Raw genomic sequence first — 15,858 nt, 5'->3', positions numbered from 1 at the left:
TTATAAGTTTGCTTTTATTTAGACATAAAAAAGCCAGTTCATCGTGACTGGCTTTTTAAATTTTATCTTTTGCTTATGCAATTTGTACAGGAATACAGTTTGCTGTGTGATTCACTGTATTGTCTGGATTTGCATAGACGAGGCGTGGTTTGTGAAGATTCGCTTCAACTTCAGTGAAATCACCAAAAGTTGCGATAATCACTAAATCACCAACGTCAGCTTGATGTGCTGCGCCACCATTAACTGAAATAATACCTGAATCATCTTCACCACGGATTGCGTAAGTTGTGAAGCGTTTGCCGTTAGTTACGTTCCATACGTGGATTTCTTCGTATTCACGAATCCCTGCTAAGTCCATTAACACACCATCAATTGCACAAGAACCCTCATAATGAAGCTCTGCATGTGTCACAACTGCACGGTGAATTTTACATTTTAATAAACGAGATAGCATGGCTAGCGTCTCCTGAGTAAGACCTAAGATGGAAATCTTATGGTTGACTTGTCACGTTTTCCGCAGGGTGTAGGCGGTTTGATGCGCATTTTGCGCTTAAAAGTGCAATATAGCAAGCGTGATTGATCAACAATTCAGTTTAAGTTTAAGCGGGTTTGTAAGCATTAATTTGATTCATGGCTTGTGAAACTTGTCCGTCAACAAGCATTTTCACTTTTGAGAGTGCATGATCAATTGCTGCATCCATTAAATCTTGTTCACTGCTTGGAGCTTTGCCTAGCACATGACCAGAAACACGTTCTTTTGAACCTGGATGACCAATTCCAATACGTAAACGATGGAAATTAGCACCAATATGGGGAACGATATCACGAAGACCATTGTGTCCGCCGTGTCCACCACCTGTTTTTAAACGAATAACGCCTGGATCCATATCAAGTTCATCATGAGCAATAAGAATTGTTTCAGGTGCAATTTGATAGAATTTAGCGTAAGGGGCAACACTTTGACCAGAACGGTTCATAAAAGTGGTTGGTAATAACAATCGAACATCATGGCCTTCAATTTGACCACGACCACTGTATCCATGAAATTTCGGATCAGCTTTTAAATTAATACCATAACGATCTGCAAGCTGTTCAACGAACCAAAAGCCTGCATTATGGCGGGTTTGGGCATATTCCTTTCCAGGATTACCCAAACCAACAATTAGCGAAATATTTGACACTAATTTACGCCTTTAACACTTATGCGCGTTTGAAGTCAGCGTGCATAGGAGTGTTTTTAGCTGGGTGACGTTGTAATGCTTGGATTTTAACGTTTTCAACTTTGTCACCGATTTTGATTTCGATAACTTCTTCGAAGAAAGCGTTGTTTTCTAAAGCTTTAACGATTTCACGAAGCTCTAAAGTGATTGCTACAGGCTCAGCGCTGCCACCGTAGATGATAGCTGGAATTAAAGAAGCATGACGAAGGCGGCGGCTCGAACCTTTCCCTTGTTGTGCTTCTTCACGTGCTTGAGCGTTTAATACGAAGTTTGCCATGGGCATATCCTCAGAGAGTTAAGTAACTAAACTTGCGACCAGTTTAGTGATAGAAAAACCCTAGCGAGCTAGGGTTTAAGAAAAAAGCTGGGCTATTATAGATAACTATCGAACATTGCGCTAATAGATTCTTCGTTATTGATACGACGAATTGTTTCAGCAACCATGCTAGCAACAGAAACTTGGCGAACTTTACCGAGTTTTGAAGCTTCATCTGAAAGAGGAATCGTGTCTGTTACAACAAGTTCATCAATGACAGAGTTACGAAGGTTTTCTAGTGCTTTGCCTGATAAAACAGGGTGAGTTGCATAAGCAATAACGCGACGAGCACCAAATTGTTTTAGTGCATCAGCAGCTTTGCAAAGCGTACCTGCAGTATCTACCATGTCATCAACAATGACACAGTCACGATCTTTCACATCACCAATCAAATGCATCACTTGAGATTCATTTGCTTTTTGGCGACGTTTATCGATGATAGCTAAATCGATATCACCCAATTGTTTTGCAACAGCACGCGCACGAACAACACCACCTACATCAGGTGAAACAACCATCAAGTTGTCATGTTGTTGTTGACGTAAGTCAGCCAATAACGCTGGCGTACCATAAATGTTGTCAACTGGAATATCGAAGAAACCTTGAATTTGGTCTGCGTGTAAGTCGATCATTACCACACGGTCGATCCCAACAGTTGTTAGCATATCTGCAACAACTTTAGCAGTAATTGGAACACGAGCAGAACGTGGACGACGATCTTGACGTGCATAACCGAAATACGGAATTACTGCTGTGATACGACCAGCACTTGCGCGACGCAAAGCATCAGCCATAACCAAGATTTCCATCAGGTTATCGTTGGTAGGCGCACAAGTAGATTGAACGATAAAAACGTCTTTACCACGAACATTTTCAGTAATTTCAACTGAAATTTCACCATCAGAAAACTTGCTTACAGAAGCAGCACCGAGTGGAATATGTAAATGGCTTACGACTTTTTGGGCGAACTGTGGATGAGCACTTCCACTGAAAACGACAAGATTGGGCATGAAGCACCTGAGCGAGGGTTAAGCGAAGCATTGCTTCGACCGAGCGCAAGGGAAAAACTTTAAGTTTTTCCAACGGGTAATTTAGAAACAATCTATTATATGGCAGGGGCGGCTGGATTCGAACCAACGGATGCCGAGATCAAAACCCGGTGCCTTACCACTTGGCGACGCCCCTAATGCGGCAGAACTTTAATAGTTTTACAAGATAATGTCAATATATTTGAGCAAATACCGATGTAAAACAAGTCTGTCTTAAAGATATGGCAGGGGCGGCTGGATTCGAACCAACGGATGGCGAGATCAAAACCCGCTGCCTTACCACTTGGCGACGCCCCTAGATTTGATGATATGTAATGGCAGGGGCGGCTGGATTCGAACCAACGGATGCCGAGATCAAAACCCGGTGCCTTACCACTTGGCGACGCCCCTATTATTACATACATCTACAGGTGAAAATTGGCAGGGGCGGCTGGATTCGAACCAACGGATGCCGAGATCAAAACCCGGTGCCTTACCACTTGGCGACGCCCCTAACGTGTAACTTTAAAATGTCTGAGAGGTGATTCTGCTAAACTGTTAACCAAGTAAGCTTTACAAGGCGCATTTTGCAAAATCTGTTCTACATTCATTTCATTGGTTACTTCAGTAAAAACACAAGCACCTGTACCTGTAAGCTTAGCTAGACCAAACTGATCTAAATATCGCATTGCTTCATCTACTTCTGAGTATAACTGTCGAGCCAAAGGTTCAAAGTTATTTCCAAAACTAGAAGGTTGTAACTGATAGGCGCAAAATGTAGTGATCTTAGAATCTCTTGTCAATGTTTTTTGCGAAAAAAGCTGTTGAGTGCTGATAAAACAGTCAGGTTTTAAAATTATGAATTTTTTTTGAGCTAAGTCTATGAATGATAAATGTTCACCGATACCTTCAGCCCATGCATTTCGACCTAAAATAAAGATCGGAACATCAGCACCGAGCTTGACACCGTAATCGGCTAGTTGCTGTTCACTGAGTTCACATTGCCACAATTGATTAAGTACAATCAGAGTCGTGGCTGCATTCGATGAACCACCACCAAGCCCAGCTCCCATTGGGATATTTTTTTCAATATGAATATTTAATCCACATGGTTTTTTTGCATGCGGCTTAAGTAACTGCGCAGCACGATAAATTAAATTTTGTTCAAGTTGAACGTCATCTAATCCTTCGATTTGAATGTCTTCACCGTCAATTGCTTTAAAATTCATCCAGTCATATAAATCAATAAGTTGGAAGATGGTTTGTAATTCATGATACCCGTTTTCACGACGACCGGTAATGTGAAGAAATAAATTCAATTTGGCAGGGGAAGGCACTCTAATCATAAAAAGAATCTAAATTATCGGTTTTGAATAACCATTGTAATACGGTTTTCTTTACCTTCTGCAAGTGATTGTTTGAGCAAGAGCTTGTTGGGTAATGTTTGAGCATCGTTATAGCTAAAATCCACCGTCCAACCATCTTCTATGAGTTGTTTTAGACGGTTTTGCTCATCATTTGTTACTTGAGCATTTGGTGTTGCTGGCTTTGCTTGAACCCAGTAAGCTAAATGCATAATTGGAGCTTGCCAGCCCGTCGCTTTTTCTAGTAACTCTTCAGGGGTTGTCGCTGTGATTAAGCCTGTTTTCGCGCTGTTTAGAGTGACTTCGCCTGGTTTGCCTTGAATCTGAGTTTTGCCAACACCCAAAATACCAGTGAGTTCGATATCAAACTGATCTTGCTGCTGTAACCAAGTAAAAAATGCACTGCCAGATTGTTGCGGTGTACGAACACCAATTTTGCCTTGCAGACTAAAGTTATTTTCATTTTGTAATTGCGGTGCAATCTGGATTTGTTTGGGTTGGCTGAAATGCTGACAACCTGAAAGGAATAGAACGCTGCTACTACATACTGCAACGCATAATTTTGAAAACAAACGCATGGATTTAACTCTTTTTTACGGTTACAGGTAAGATTAAGCTATCAAGTTGTTGTAATTGTGGGGCATTCGCATGATTTTGTTTCAGTTGCTGTAACACATCGCTAAACTGCGTTAATGCACCTTGCATATACAAAGCTTTTGCATATCGGATGCCGATATTTACATTTTGACTCAATGCGTAAGCTTGTCCGAGCACTTTAACTGCGGTGTCAAAATCATTTTGTAGAAAGGCAATATAGCCTAATGTATCTAAAATTGATGCTTGTTCAGGAGCATATTCCAGTGCAAGTTCTGCATATTTACGAGCTTCTTTAAGCCTGCGGTTTTGCAGAGCTAAGGTATATGCATAAGCGTTCAGATATGTTGGGCTATTAGGTTCAATAATTAAAAGCTGTTTAAGCGTTTTATCTAGTTTGTCTCGATCGGTGAATGGATCGAGTAATAAAACTTCAGCATAAATCAACTCCGGATCATCAGGAAGATTCTTAATCGCCTCATCAAGCAAGGCCAGTGCCGCTTTTTTATTATTCATTTTTTTCAAAATATCAGCTTGGGCCTGATATAAGAAACTGGCATGCTGCGGATAATTGACACGCTCTTGAGTTAGAAAACGAAGCGCATCATTAAGTTGATCTTGCTTATCAAAAATCGCAATCATATTGCGTCGGGAGGTGATATAGAGGCTGCCATCGACAAGTCGATAATATGCCTTAGCTGTTTCATAATGCTGTTTACGTTGGGCATTAATCGCCAAATAGTAGTAAGCTTCGTTTTGATATTTAGCTGATGTGCGTAGATCAACTAAATATTGTTCAGCTTTCTCATATTGCTTCAAATCAATACTGGTTAAGCCTGCAATAAAAAGTGCTTCTTGGGCATCAGGATGGTCTTTAATGATGCTTTCAAGTTTACTTAATGCTTCTTTCTGCTCATTAATCTGAATGTAGTAACGCGCTTCGGCTAAGCGAATATCTAAATTATCTTTATTACGGCGGCTTGCTTTAGCAAACCAATCTTTAGTTGCCTCATCATCTTGTAAAGCAATTAATAGATTGGCTTTCATTAAAATGAAACTGGTCGATTTGGAGCGTTTGCGAAGTGCACGATTGATATTGTTCAATGCCTGCTCGTACAAGCCATTTTGGGCTTCCAAACCTGCGATTAATGCCAAAATAGACGGATTGTTTTTCTCTTTACTTGCTCGTAAAGCATTAAGCAAAATATCTCGATCTTGTGGTTGTTCTGGTGCGATCCCCGCTAAAATTTCTTCTAAATCTGCAGTTGGATCAATATTTAAAATTTTATCGAGTGTTTCTGCAGCGAGTTCATACTCATGGGTTTTTAATGCAATATGAGATAAATAGAATAAGGCTGGAACATCAGTCGGCTCTTGTTCAACCCAATGTGTTGCGATATCTAGTGCTGCTTGCAAGTCGTTATATTCTAATGCGATATCTAAAGCACGTTGTTTAATGGTTGTGGAATTACTGCGGATAGCTAGCACAGTATAATTGTGTAGAGCAGTTGCAATATCGTCATAAGCAAGAGAAAATTCAGCCACCATACTTTGTTGCAACGCATTTTCAAAGCTTTTATCCGCATACATCTCGTGTATTGCTTGAGCAGAGGCATAAGAGCTCATGCTACCTAACAACAAGATTGTGGTAGAATACCGTCTAATCGTCTTGCCGCTAAAATGTTTACGGCGATATAGCTGACGCAATTTTTATTGATCCAAAGTAATGCTTTTTATGACACCGATGTTGCACAATAACATAAATTTAGCGAAATGATGATCTGATATGTCTTTCTTTGCATTGGGTGTCAACCATCAAACAGCTTCTGTCGAACTTCGAGAAAAAATCGCTTTTAATGCAGAGCGATTAGCTGAGCTATTGCTTGAACAACGACAAAATCCTGCTTTAAAAGACATGGTTGTCGTTTCTACATGCAACCGCACCGAAGTTTACGCCATGACTGAAGATGCCGATTGCATTCTCAGTTGGCTAGCCCAAGTGAATAATATTGATGTAAAACAGTTAATTCATCATGTTTATCGTTACGAAAATGCGCAGGCTATTACGCACTTGATGCGAGTAGCGAGTGGTTTAGACTCATTGATGCTGGGTGAACCGCAAATTTTAGGGCAGGTCAAAAGCGCTCTTGCTTTATCAAAAGATGCTGAAACTGTATCTGCTGAACTCAACAGTGTTTTTGAATATGCTTTTTATGCAGCAAAAAGAGTACGCTCAGAGACTTCGGTTGGAAGCCATGCTGTTTCAATGGGTTATGCTGTTGCTCAATTGGCATCACAGGTATTTAGCCATCCTGAAAAATTGACAGTTATGATGGTTGCTGCTGGTGAGATGAATACACTTGTTGCCAAGCATTTAGCTGAGATGGGTGTTGCTAAGATTATGATTTGTAATCGTAGTCGTGAACGTGCAGATCTTCTTGCCCAAGAAATTGGACATCAAGTCGAAGTTGAAATCATTCCGTTTAATGAGCTAGCAAAAAATCTTTATCGTGCTGATGTCGTCTCTAGTTGTACGGGAAGCTTGCATCAAGTCATTGGATATAGTGATGTCAAATCTGCATTAAAAAAGCGTCGCTATCAACAAATGCTGATGGTTGACTTGGCTGTGCCGCGCGATATTGATCCAAAAGTTGAGTCATTAGATAACGTTTATTTATACGGTGTTGATGATTTACAAAGTGTGATTGATGAGAATCTTGCGCAACGTCGTCAAGCGGCGGTTGAAGCAGAGGTAATGGTCAATCAGCTTGCGACACAGTTACTTACACAGCAAAAGGTTAAAGAGGCGAGTGGTGCGATTCAAGCATACCGTCAGCACAGTGAAGAAATGAGTCAATTGGAACTTAACCATGCCCTAGAGTCTTTACAGCATGGTCATACAGCTGAACAGGTTTTACATGAGTTCGCACATCGTTTAACACAAAAGTTAATGCATCCAACCTCCATTCTTTTAAGAGAAGCTGCGAAATCTGAAAACCCAGATTACTTTGAATGGTTGCAACAACATTTGCACGATGTGTTTGAGCACGAACGTAAACCAAGACAATAGCAACAATTAAGACAATAAGCGTAAACTGATTTGCTTGGTCAATTCATTGAGTTGTTGACGCAGATTTCTTGATTCAATCAGTGTAATCGGTGATTTAAGTTTTAATCTTAAATACTTCTCTTGTAAACCGAGTGCATATTCTTTAGCCAGTTTATCTGCAACTTCTGGTGCTTGCGTGAGCGATTGAATATTGGTTCGTTGCATAATGTCTGCAATTTCATGGCTATAGCTGCTACATGCACCCAGCACATAATAAGTTGCCAATTCCTGATCATCGGGCAAATCATCAAATACTATATTTAATGAAGCCAAAATTTTGGCTAATAGTTCAGTTTGGTCGATGACGGCTCGTAATTCTTCAAAATGAATATATAAAAATGGGTGGTGCATTAAGATCGCAATTGCAAAATCTTCATCTTTGGTATGGATATTAAAAGATAAAGAAGCATCATGACTGATTTGCGGTGTAAAGCGTTTACCTAAGCCTAATTTTTCTCTAAAGGATTGTGTGAGTAGATAACGGAATGAGCCTTGTTTAGGCAGTAATTCAGTTAGATCTCGTAATTCACCCATAACTAAGCTTTTGCCTTCAGGGGAGCTTACATCATGCTGTCCCGTTAAATGTGCAAATACAAAATCAGATAACAAGGGAGCTTGTTGCAATAGTTTTTGGAAGTTTTCTAAGCCTTCACGGCGAATTAAAGAATCAGGATCATGTTCATTAGGAAGGACAAAAAACTTTAATTCTCGACCATCATTGAGTAAGGGCAGTGCAATTTCTAAGGTACGACGTGCTGCTTTTTGTCCAGCAGCATCACCATCAAAAGCGATAGTGATTCGTGAGTTTTGCTTAAATAGTGTGGTTAAGTGATCTGCATTACTTGCTGTTCCTAGTGTCGCAACAGCGCCATTAATGCCATACTGCTGCAAGGCGATGACATCCATATAGCCTTCAACCATTAGCCAATCATTGGCTTTAAGCTTACGCCCTTCATATAAGCCATACAGTAATTGGTTCTTGTGGAAGACTTCTGAATCAGGAGAGTTAATATATTTGGGTTTGATTTCATCATTGAGTGCACGACCACCAAATCCGACTACACGACCTTTATGATCACGAATAGGGAAAATAACGCGGTCACGTAATAAATCAAAATCTCGACCACTATCACTTGATCGAATCAAACCAATTTGTTTTAACCCTTCAATATCTTGAGGAAAGGCTTTTTCTAAATGTTGCCAGTCTTCAGGAGCGTAACCTAAACGCCAAAATTGAATTGTTTGTGCTGATAAACCACGTTGTTTGAAGTAATTCTGTCCTTTTTGACTATTGGGCAGTTGGCGTTCATAAAATTGCGCAACATTTTCCAGTAAGTCATATAGGTTTCCTTCCTGTACATTTTCATCCACCATAAATGATGGATCGAACTGGGCAAAAGGATCATCCATAAAACGATCCATGTCGATGAAATGATCATCCATCGGCGTTTGAATTGGAGGATTAAGCTCAGTTGTCTTATCTTGTGTTACAGGTAGCTGTGCTGCTGGAGTTGGTTGTGGACTACGTTTATACGAGAGTTTTTTATTGTCGTGATTGTCTTTCGGCAGATCGATGCCTGTCTTATTCGACAGTTCTTTCATCACATCAATGAAGTTACGTCCATCAATATCCATTAAGAAACGAATGGCATTACCATTGGCCTGACAGCCGAAGCAATGAAAATATTGTTTATCTCGATAAACATGAAAAGATGGTGTTTTCTCTTGATGAAATGGGCAACAACCAGAATAAGTTCGTCCAGTCTTTTTTAACTTCACACGTTGACCAATCAAATCGACAATGTCGGTTCGATCTAATATTTGATCAATCGTATGCTGTGGAATTGCCATGTGCGTTAAACCATTTCAGACAGGAGTAAGACTAAGACATTATTACAGTGCAAAAATGTCAGGAACCATTGTTGCATAAAATAAAAAACAGGCAAGGGAGACTTGCCTGTTTGCTGTATCAGATGATTGCAAATTAGTTTGCAGCATCTTCCTCAGTTGTATTTTGTTGTTCAGGTTTATCTAATAATCCAAAGCTTAGACGATTCGTCCAGCTCTTTTCCTGAGTCGGTGTTTCTGGTGCTGCAACGGGCTCTGGTGCTGTTTTCTCAGATTCAGGTTTGTCGAATAAGCCTAAAGTGAGGCGATTGGTTAAGCTACGCTGTTCAGTTTCACTGGTCGTTTCGACATTTTTAGCATCAACAGTTTTAGACTCGCGTCCTAATAAACCTAATGTTGCGCGATTAATCCAGCTACCTTCTTTACGTGCAGCGCGTAAATTCACTTCACCATTTGATTTAACCAAATGTGGGTAATTGAGTTTTAAAATCTCGATATATTGTTGAGAAGTCGCTTGATCACCAAGTTTTTGATAGCTGTAAGCTAAAGTTGCTAATGCTTCAGGTGTTTGTGGTGTTTGAGGGTAATGTTCAATCACCCATTGTGCACGTTCAGCAGCAGCTAACCATGCTTTACGCTGAATATTGAATCGTGCAGCATTCATTTCATTTTCAGCAAGTTCTTGACCAATAAATTTCATGCGTTGTGCCGCATCAACAGAATATTGGCTACTTGGGAAACGACGAATGAGGTCAACAAAGTTTTGATAGGCAACTTTGATATAACTGACATCACGATGTGATTGTTGTAATGAGGTATAACGAATCAAACTGTCGTAGTTCATTTCCATGTTCGCAACGCCGCGAACATAGTAGGCATAATCAACATTTGGATGTTGTGGATTTAAGCGAATGAAACGATCAGCTAGTGCAATTGCACCTTCATAATCTTTTTGTTTGAATTTAGCGTAGAGAAGTTCAAGCTGTGCTTGTTGTGTATATTGTCCAGTAGGATAGTAAGTATCTAAAGCTTCTAGCGATTTTACGGCATCAGTATATTGATTACGATCAAGCGATTTTTGTGCTTTATCAAAATAAACCTGTTCGCTTGATTGCGGTCCTTTATCAACCACTTCTTTTTTGCTTGGATTGCTGCTACAGCCCACAAATGCAGATGCTACACCTAAAGAAAGCGCAAGCATCGTAATTTTATAACGTGGTAGCGACATAAAAACTCCTCTGTTATTCTGGGCAATGAGCTACAATGGTGCTATTAAACCACTTTTGTACCGATCATCAAATGACTTCAGCACAATCTTCCAATTCAAACATCTCTGAAACAGATTTCTTACTTGAAGATTCTGTCGATGCAGATAATCATAATTCTGACTCAACTGCAACACGTTTATCGTTGCAAATTCAACTTGATGAAGACTATTTAGGTCAACGTATTGATCAGGTCGCAGCACTCGTCTGGAGTGAGTTTTCTCGTGAGAAACTTAAACAGTGGATGAAAGACGGTCATCTGTTGGTAAATGGTAACACGGTTAAGCCAAAGTACCGTTGTGAAGGTAATGAAGTATTAACCCTAGATGTTGAGCTTGAAGCACAAACATCGAGTCAGCCTGAAAATATCCCGCTCAATATTGTCTATGAAGACGACGATATTATTGTGATCAATAAAGAAGTGGGCATGGTTGTTCATCCAGGCGCGGGCAATCCAACGGGAACTTTAGTGAACGCCTTACTTTATCACGCGCCAAAACTGGCTGAGCTATCACGAGCTGGACTTGTTCATCGTATTGATAAAGACACCAGTGGCTTATTGGTCGTTGCTAAAAATCTGGAAGCTCAATTTTCATTGAGTAAACAATTGGCAAAGAAAACGGTTTATCGCGTTTATGATTTGATTGCCTACGGTAATATCATTGCAGGCGGAACGATTGATGAACCAATCAAACGTCATCCAGTTGACCGCGTTAAAATGGCGATTTTACCCGGTGGGCGTGATGCGGTAACACACTATAATGTCAAAGAACGCTTCCGAGACTTTACCCGTATTCAAGCGCAGCTTGAAACTGGTCGTACGCACCAGATTCGTGTGCATTTTAGTTATTTAGGTCATGGTTTAGTTGGTGATCCTGTTTATGTGAATCGCGTTCGTTTTCCAGCCGGCGCTTCAGAAAAACTAACCGATATGCTGCGTAGCTTTAAACGTCAAGCACTACATGCCGCTAAGCTTGGTCTAGTACATCCACGCACTGGCGAAGAAATGATGTTTGAAGCACCGTGGCCAGAGGATTTCACTCAATTGGTTGAAGTTCTTCGTAGTGAAAATGAAGCGTATTAAGTAAAGCTCTACCGTCCTCTAAATTTCCCTCCTTTAAGGAGGGAGACTTTTGTGAATTCAATATCTTGCAATGTTTTAAATTCCCATACCTTTTAGGAGAGGGCTAGGGAGAGGTTGACGGTAGAAAATATAGCTCAGGAGATATTTATGGAATTTGTACAAGGTTTACCCAAAGGTATTTTCGTAGGGCAAACACGTATTGAAAATGCACAAACGATTGCAACATCCGATAATCATTTAGCTGGTTTTAATTTAGCGCTACATGTCAATGATGATGCACAGCGTGTGCAACAGCATCGGATGATCTTATTAAATCAGCTATCAGAATTTGGTGTTGATAAAATAACGTGGATGACGCAAACACACAGCACTATTTGTCATACGATCAATGAGCAAATTCCATTTATCGCACTTGAAGGTGATGGTCTGGTGACTCAGCGCCAAGGTCATGCATTAATGATGATGACAGCGGACTGTCTTCCTGTTGTACTCGGCAATTCCGAAGGGACAGAGGTTGCGAACCTACATGCAGGCTGGCGTGGTTTGGCCAATGGTATTATTGAAAATACAGTGACTGAAATGCAATCACAACCAACGTGGGCATGGTTGGGTGCGGCGATTAGTCAGCCTTGTTTTGAAGTCGGTGCTGAGGTAAAAGCTGCTTTTTGCGAAAAATATCCTGAATTGGAAAGCGCTTTTATTGCTGGTCAATTTGAAGGTAAATACCAAGCCGATTTATATGCGATTGCACGATTTATTTTAAATCGTTTCGGTGTGGAAACTGTTTTAGGTGGGAATCAGTGCTCTTATCAGCAAGATAAAGATTATTTTTCTTACCGCCGTGATCCTAAAACAGGACGAATGGCGACATTTGTTTTTATGCGATAAATATATCTTGCATTGCTGATTCGCCTTGAGTGGTTTAAAAATGTTAAACTTGATCTAATTCATTGGTTTTTAAATTTTCCATGTCTGTTATTGAGCAAATTACTCCCCAAGTCAACGTTTGTGTGATTTATCATAGTCCTTATGGGCATACGGCAAAAGTTGCACAATATATTGCTCAAGGCGCAGAGCAAGCAGGTGCAGATGTGCATCTTATTTCTGTCGCTGCACCACAGTGGGATTTAATAGATCAAGCAGATGTCATCGTGATGGGTTGCCCAACTTATATGGGCAGTCTAACGTCTGCATTGAAACAATTTATGGAAGACTCTTCTAAACGTTGGTTAGCGCGTACATGGCAAGGAAAAATTGCTGCAGGCTTTACCAATGGCGGTGGTTTAAGTGGTGATAAATTAGCGGTATTACAGCAAATTAATTTGTTTGCGATGCAACATGGCATGTTATGGGCAGGCTTACCGTTTATGCCGACAGGGCGTAGTCCACTAGACATTAACCGTATGTCGAGTTTTCTTGGTCTAATGACACAATCTGATAATGCCAGTGTCGAAATTACGCCGCCAGAAGGTGATTTGGAAACCGCTCGAAAGTTTGGTAAATATTTGGCTGAATTAAGATTAAAGCATTCTTTTAGTTAATTAGAAGATTAAAAAAAACCTCCATGAGTTGGAGGTTTTTTATTACTTATGCAACATACGTGCTTTATCACGTTGCCAATCACGGTCTTTTTCAGTCGCTCGCTTATCGTGCATTTGCTTACCTTTTACCAATGCAATTTCAAGTTTAACTAAATGACCTTTCCAGTAACATGCCAAAGGCACGCATGAATAACCTTTTTGATTCACTGCACCCATGAGTTGTTCAAGCTCACGACGCGAAAGTAATAATTTACGTGTACGTGTAGCTTCTGGAACCACATGTGTTGAAGCTGATAACAACGGTTGAATTTGCGAACCAAATAAAAATGCTTCGCCATTTTTGAAAATGACATAACTTTCAGTCAAGCTCATACGACCAGCGCGAAGAGATTTAACCTCCCAGCCCTGTAATGACATACCTGCTTCAAATTTTTCTTCGATAAAGTAATCGTGACGTGCTCTTTTATTTTGAGCAATCGCGCCACCATTATGTTTTTTTACAACAATCTTGTTCATCTCAACCTTTTGAAAATGAATAATTAAATTCTAGAGTTTTTTCGAGTTACCCGTTTAGTTACCCGTTTTAAAAGGCTCTTAATTTAAAAAAGAAAGCCTGCGTTTAGCAGGCTATCATATCAGAATTTTACTTATGTTTTTCTACAACTATTTTCACACTTGATTCGTGCCAAAAGACTTCTTTCTCGCTAACTCTGATTGGCTGTGGAATTTCCCCATTTTTTATCATTCGATAAAACTTGGTTCTACCAATCGAAAGAAGAGCCATAAACTCTTTTGCTCGAATTCTACGATCAATTTTAAAGCTATGTGCAATACCCATTTTACACTCCCTCTAAATTTTGAGTTTTGACTTTCGTATGCAAAACACTAAATGTCGGTTCTACGCTCCCAATCCTGTATAAAGCATCAGTACCTGTAAGGTAAATTCTCAGTTGCTTTATCTGCTCTTTGAATGACTGAGTTTTCTTGTGAAAAAGATTACTCTGCATATAGCCATTCAACAGCGATGGGTCGTAAAAGATGTGGCAACCGTAAGTTTGTTCCACATTAAACTTTATCTTTTCAAAAAAACTAAAGTTTGTGAGGTGTGCAGGGCTATCCAAGAAATCACGTTTTATTAGGATGATGAATCGTAATTTCATCTGTCTGTTAGGTAATGGTTCTTTTTTCAAAAGAACCGCCAGTAATTGTTCATCCTCCAGATTATTGATGAAGCCATTTTTTACATCCTCAATAAATTGATTTAATTGAGGAGAATGCAGGTGTGATGAATCCATTATGGATATGAATTCATGGAATGCGAACCCGTTTGATTCTTTCTGGGCTGCTTTTAGGGCATCGCTAAGCTCTTGATCACTAAACTTATGAGCATCATCCCAACCTTCTTTTAACTCTTTAAAATGATGAGTTAGCAGAATATCTTGAAATTCACGAATGAAATTAGAGCCTCTTATAGGATCAGCTCCCCAAGAAAGCTGTTGATCAACTACCCCATGTCGCTTTGCTAATTCAATACAGAGAAATAGTTGAGGGTGTAGCCTTAAGTTCATTGTGCCATTTACCCATGGTAAATGATGTACCCATTGCATTGACTTTATTAACTTATCTACAGTTTCAGGAAAAGTTTGACGGGCCAAACCATACGTTGGAAAGACAGTTTGACTGGGCAAACGAACTTTCGATAACTCATTACTAACTTCTCCAATATCAACTGGGCTTGGGTGCGGTTGAGTGGTTCTAGCAATTTTGCTCATATACGCTGAATGAAGTAACGGAGCATCATTTTTCTTAAACATATTACTTACCTCCGCTTTTTTTATTTACGGAAGACTTGTCGTCTTGTGATGTTTTGCGTGGTCGGCCAGCGTTGCTCATTTTTTTGGCTTCTGGCTTTTTTGCATTGATCTATATTCAGATGAATCCAGTGTTCTGAATATAAATGCTTGATCCGCTTTACACAGGTATTGAAGACATTCGTCTAAAACTATACGTTTTTCACTGTCGAGGTGGTTAATCATACCGATACCTAATCTTTTATATTTCTGTTTTGCCATGTGGCAGTTATAGGTGCAGCCATTACCGTGCGTGAGCTTTTTCCAGTACTCTGTAATCTCATGTGCGTAGTAGCCATCTTTTTGGCATTCATTGCCGTTTAGAATTAGGATGGCATGAGCATGAAAACCTTTCTTGATACCGTGTTCAAATTTGAATATGTAGGCCTTGATCTTACTCAAGATTGAATTATGTCTACGGTTGTTCAATAACTGTCTCAGTAACTCTTTTAGCAACACAAGCTTGTCTAAAGAATGAAACTCATGCTTGAGGTCATTTAAGTGATAGTTGGATTCTACGATCTCATCTGGAATTTTGAATCCAAAATCAATGCGTAATACCAAGAGCTTTGACCATCGTTCAAAGCAGGCATCTATCAGTTTTCGACATCCCTTTAATTGATGTGTGCTGAGAAAACA

The 15,858-nt window shown here is 39.9% G+C and carries 17 protein-coding genes and 4 tRNA genes; 4 read left to right on the top strand and 17 right to left on the bottom strand.

The window, feature by feature from the left end; genetic code table 11:
- Window positions 1-73 precede the first annotated feature (73 nt).
- The 11 genes from panD to IO68_RS22495 form a co-directional block, all read right to left on the bottom strand.
- Window positions 74-454 (bottom strand): aspartate 1-decarboxylase, encoded by a 381-nt coding sequence (gene panD, locus IO68_RS22540; RefSeq protein ID WP_004655255.1) that lies wholly within the window; start codon window positions 452-454, stop codon window positions 74-76.
- Window positions 455-599: 145 nt separating this feature from the next.
- Window positions 600-1,181, bottom strand: a complete 582-nt coding sequence (gene pth / locus IO68_RS22535; RefSeq protein WP_023013013.1) for an aminoacyl-tRNA hydrolase — start codon at window positions 1,179-1,181, stop codon at window positions 600-602.
- Window positions 1,182-1,200: 19 nt separating this feature from the next.
- Window positions 1,201-1,497, bottom strand: a complete 297-nt coding sequence (rplY, locus tag IO68_RS22530; RefSeq protein WP_004881142.1) for a 50S ribosomal protein L25 — start codon at window positions 1,495-1,497, stop codon at window positions 1,201-1,203.
- A 95-nt stretch (window positions 1,498-1,592) separates the two neighbouring features.
- Complete coding sequence (locus IO68_RS22525) at window positions 1,593-2,546, bottom strand: ribose-phosphate pyrophosphokinase (protein ID WP_004881140.1); 954 nt, start codon at window positions 2,544-2,546, stop codon at window positions 1,593-1,595.
- Window positions 2,547-2,646: 100 nt separating this feature from the next.
- Window positions 2,647-2,721: transfer RNA gene (locus IO68_RS22520), tRNA-Gln, on the bottom strand.
- 86 nt (window positions 2,722-2,807) lie between these two features.
- A tRNA-Gln gene (locus IO68_RS22515) sits at window positions 2,808-2,882 on the bottom strand.
- Between the two features lie 18 nt (window positions 2,883-2,900).
- Window positions 2,901-2,975: transfer RNA gene (locus IO68_RS22510), tRNA-Gln, on the bottom strand.
- A 28-nt stretch (window positions 2,976-3,003) separates the two neighbouring features.
- A tRNA-Gln gene (locus IO68_RS22505) sits at window positions 3,004-3,078 on the bottom strand.
- On the bottom strand, window positions 3,077-3,910 hold the full coding sequence (ispE, locus tag IO68_RS0116855; protein ID WP_031234750.1) for a 4-(cytidine 5'-diphospho)-2-C-methyl-D-erythritol kinase: 834 nt from the start codon (window positions 3,908-3,910) through the stop codon (window positions 3,077-3,079). Before ispE ends, IO68_RS22505 begins: the two co-directional genes overlap by 2 nt.
- A 14-nt stretch (window positions 3,911-3,924) precedes the next feature.
- Window positions 3,925-4,506, bottom strand: coding sequence for a lipoprotein insertase outer membrane protein LolB (gene lolB / locus IO68_RS22500; RefSeq protein ID WP_023013012.1), 582 nt, complete (start codon window positions 4,504-4,506; stop codon window positions 3,925-3,927).
- 4 nt (window positions 4,507-4,510) lie between these two features.
- Window positions 4,511-6,229, bottom strand: a complete 1,719-nt coding sequence (locus IO68_RS22495; RefSeq protein WP_031234749.1) for a tetratricopeptide repeat protein — start codon at window positions 6,227-6,229, stop codon at window positions 4,511-4,513.
- Between the two features lie 79 nt (window positions 6,230-6,308).
- Here IO68_RS22495 and hemA point away from each other — a divergent pair, with 79 nt between their 5' ends.
- Entirely contained in the window at window positions 6,309-7,592 is a 1,284-nt protein-coding gene (gene hemA / locus IO68_RS22490) for a glutamyl-tRNA reductase (protein WP_023013010.1), read from the top strand.
- A 6-nt stretch (window positions 7,593-7,598) separates the two neighbouring features.
- On the opposite strand, the gene IO68_RS22485 is transcribed toward hemA, so the two are convergent.
- Together IO68_RS22485 and IO68_RS22480 are read right to left on the bottom strand one after the other, a co-directional pair.
- Entirely contained in the window at window positions 7,599-9,482 is a 1,884-nt protein-coding gene (locus IO68_RS22485; protein WP_023013009.1) for a DNA primase, read from the bottom strand.
- A 133-nt stretch (window positions 9,483-9,615) separates the two neighbouring features.
- On the bottom strand, window positions 9,616-10,707 hold the full coding sequence (locus IO68_RS22480; protein ID WP_004881127.1) for an outer membrane protein assembly factor BamD: 1,092 nt from the start codon (window positions 10,705-10,707) through the stop codon (window positions 9,616-9,618).
- A gap of 71 nt (window positions 10,708-10,778) precedes the next feature.
- Between IO68_RS22480 and rluD the strand changes: the two genes are divergently transcribed.
- The 3 genes from rluD (at window position 10,779) to IO68_RS22465 (ending at window position 13,369) form a co-directional block, all read left to right on the top strand.
- Window positions 10,779-11,828, top strand: coding sequence for a 23S rRNA pseudouridine(1911/1915/1917) synthase RluD (gene rluD / locus IO68_RS22475; RefSeq protein WP_031234748.1), 1,050 nt, complete (start codon window positions 10,779-10,781; stop codon window positions 11,826-11,828).
- Window positions 11,829-11,975: 147 nt separating this feature from the next.
- Complete coding sequence (pgeF, locus tag IO68_RS22470; RefSeq protein WP_023013008.1) at window positions 11,976-12,716, top strand: peptidoglycan editing factor PgeF; 741 nt, start codon at window positions 11,976-11,978, stop codon at window positions 12,714-12,716.
- A gap of 80 nt (window positions 12,717-12,796) precedes the next feature.
- Entirely contained in the window at window positions 12,797-13,369 is a 573-nt protein-coding gene (locus IO68_RS22465; RefSeq protein ID WP_023013007.1) for a flavodoxin family protein, read from the top strand.
- 42 nt (window positions 13,370-13,411) lie between these two features.
- Here IO68_RS22465 and smpB read toward each other — a convergent pair whose 3' ends face one another.
- The 4 genes from smpB to IO68_RS22445 form a co-directional block, all read right to left on the bottom strand.
- Window positions 13,412-13,885 carry an SsrA-binding protein SmpB gene (gene smpB, locus IO68_RS22460; protein WP_023013006.1) on the bottom strand — a complete coding sequence of 158 codons (474 nt, stop codon included), beginning with the start codon at window positions 13,883-13,885 and terminating at the stop codon, window positions 13,412-13,414.
- 127 nt (window positions 13,886-14,012) lie between these two features.
- Window positions 14,013-14,207, bottom strand: a complete 195-nt coding sequence (locus tag IO68_RS22455) for a helix-turn-helix transcriptional regulator (protein WP_007481164.1) — start codon at window positions 14,205-14,207, stop codon at window positions 14,013-14,015.
- 1 nt (window position 14,208) lies between these two features.
- The gene (locus IO68_RS22450) at window positions 14,209-15,183 is read right to left on the bottom strand and encodes a hypothetical protein (RefSeq protein ID WP_023013005.1); all 975 of its coding nucleotides are present in this window, start codon (window positions 15,181-15,183) and stop codon (window positions 14,209-14,211) included.
- A 75-nt stretch (window positions 15,184-15,258) separates the two neighbouring features.
- Window positions 15,259-15,858 (bottom strand): inovirus-type Gp2 protein (locus tag IO68_RS22445; RefSeq protein WP_023013004.1); only part of this gene is annotated, 600 nt, incomplete at its 5' end.

The organism is Acinetobacter sp. COS3, from assembly GCF_000475335.1.
Lineage (GTDB): Bacteria > Pseudomonadota > Gammaproteobacteria > Pseudomonadales > Moraxellaceae > Acinetobacter > Acinetobacter venetianus.
Note: the sequence above shows the minus strand (reverse complement) of the source record. Positions and strands in the feature narration are given on the sequence as shown.